The sequence below is a fragment of the Candidatus Agathobaculum pullicola genome (assembly GCF_052117205.1).
GTDB classification, from domain to species: Bacteria; Bacillota; Clostridia; order Oscillospirales; family Butyricicoccaceae; genus Agathobaculum; species Agathobaculum pullicola.
In genome coordinates, this window is record NZ_JBQKJP010000093.1 from 1 (window position 1) to 1,928 (window position 1,928).

Consider the following 1,928-nt stretch of genomic DNA (forward strand, 5'->3'; position numbering starts at 1 on the left):
TTTTTGCAAAATTCAAAACAATATCATAAACTTCCTTTTCTGATCTCATTTTTATCTCCTCCAATTATTGAAATAGGTGTGAAGCCATTTTAGGGCTTTCCCGCCTTGATTACCCTTTAGCAAAGACGGGCGGGACTGTCAACGGCGGCGCATGAAATGCGCCGTTCATCTTGACCGTTGACTGGCTCGGCTGGCTTTGCTATCTTCCTGACAAATGGGAATGTCTAAGATAGTAAAGACGTCCCACATGCAACTCTTTCTTTTATTGCGGAAACCGTATCTTTAATTGTGAATGTAGTTGTGTCTATGACATTTGATTCATATACTCCCAAACCGGAAAATTGCTCCCACATTGTTTCCACTAATTCAATATTTGTTTTTCTATCTAATTTTGAGCGTTCCACAGCTCGCTTCATAGTTTCTTTTTTACTCGCTCTTAATACAATATAGTGTACCTCGTAATCTTCTTGGGCAAGAGCTTTCCATGGCTCCAAAAACCATGGCCCGACAATCCCATCTACAATTACATCATATCCGCCACGAGCATATCGCTTTGCAGCTTCTAAAAAGGCTTCAATGACAACCAGATTTTGCTCGTTGGATTCTGGCAAATGTGGTGGTATTGCGCCTTTGCTTAAGTAATGAAAAAAGTCATCGGTGTGCATATGCACTGATTTATCCATATCTGATTCCTTTGCGACAATTGACGCAGTTGTTGTTTTTCCTGTCCCCGGTGAGCCTGTAATCACAATAATTCTTCCTTGATTCATCTGTATTTTCCCTCACAATTCAAATTTATCACTTTGTTCCTGCCTGCTCAATCATCTTCTTCGCAAACTGCTGGAACATTTCAACAGTTTCTTTATCCATCGGTGTAAGCTGTCCGATCTGTCCAGCTATCATCGCCGTTACATCGTCAATGGAAAGTGGTTTTTGTTTCTGTTCCGCCAGTGCGTCCCGCATGGCTTGGAACATAGCGGCGGTCACAGCTTCTCCCGGCTGTTCCCCGTTGTCAATGTCTTTCTTAATGTCCCGCAGGATAGCCAGGAACACATTTTTGATTTTTTCAATCTCCGCTTCATGTTCCCCTATCTTTTGGGCGTTCAAAAGCTGTAAATCCTGCTTCGCTTCTGCCCGGTGTTCCGGGTGTTCTTTCATCAGGTCGGACAGGGAAGCCGTTGCCATCTCGATAAGCTGGTTTCTTGCTGTTATGCCCTTTGCCGCCGTATCCTGAAAATAAATCCGTATCAAATCTATCAGCTTAGGAAAATTCCTGTGTTCCAACAGGCGGTTGAGGATTTGCACATCAACAGCACCCGTCACAAGCCCCCTCACGGCTCCCTCGGACAAGCCTAATTCAGAAATATCGTAGCTTTTACGAACGCTCACGGTAGACAAGCCCAGTATGTAGTCTGTCGATACCTTAAATTCCTTTGCCACACCTATGAGAATATCACTGCTGACCGTTCTTGTTTCGCCGCTGACAATGCGGCTCAACTGGGAAGCGGAAACGCCTATCTTCTCCGCAAGTTCCTTTTGTGTGATGTGGTTCCCGTTGCATAAATCGGAAATCCGCTGTCCGGGCGTTCCGGGTAAAGCCATAGATACGCACCTCCTCCGCATACTTCCATTATACAGAATGATTGCAAAAATGCAATTTCCAAAGTGTAAACTTCATCAAAATGCAATTCTCGCAATATTCCGGGAATTGCATTTTTTTCGTGTAGACTTAGGGTAGTTCATCGATGGACGGCACCTTGAAAACAGAATGACCGTCCGAAAAGGAATACCCCGGCTGGGGAAGCACCGCAAGGAGTCGGACTTCGGGACAAAATGGCGCTGTTGACAAAGTCTCGCAACAGCCCTCGCGGTATGTTATAATAAGAAAAAAGTCTGAGGTGATGGGATGCAGCTGGCGATACACATGG

2 protein-coding genes are annotated in these 1,928 nt (G+C 44.8%); both read right to left on the bottom strand.

The window, feature by feature from the left end; all coding sequences use genetic code 11:
- Positions 1 to 224: 224 nt before the first annotated feature.
- Positions 225 to 770, bottom strand: coding sequence for a P-loop nucleotide/nucleoside kinase family protein (locus ACTQ3V_RS15480; RefSeq protein WP_001071501.1), 546 nt, complete (start codon positions 768 to 770; stop codon positions 225 to 227).
- A 28-nt stretch (positions 771 to 798) separates the two neighbouring features.
- Positions 799 to 1,602 (bottom strand): helix-turn-helix domain-containing protein, encoded by an 804-nt coding sequence (locus tag ACTQ3V_RS15485; RefSeq protein ID WP_002334816.1) that lies wholly within the window; start codon positions 1,600 to 1,602, stop codon positions 799 to 801.
- Between the last annotated feature and the right edge of the window lie 326 nt (positions 1,603 to 1,928).

Excerpts from the sequence above, each read along its gene's own strand:
- ACTQ3V_RS15480 (WP_001071501.1), bottom strand. The coding sequence starts at position 770 with ATGAATCAAGGAAGAATTATTGTGATTACAGGCTCACCGGGGACAGGA.
- ACTQ3V_RS15485 (WP_002334816.1), bottom strand. The coding sequence starts at position 1,602 with ATGGCTTTACCCGGAACGCCCGGACAGCGGATTTCCGATTTATGCAAC.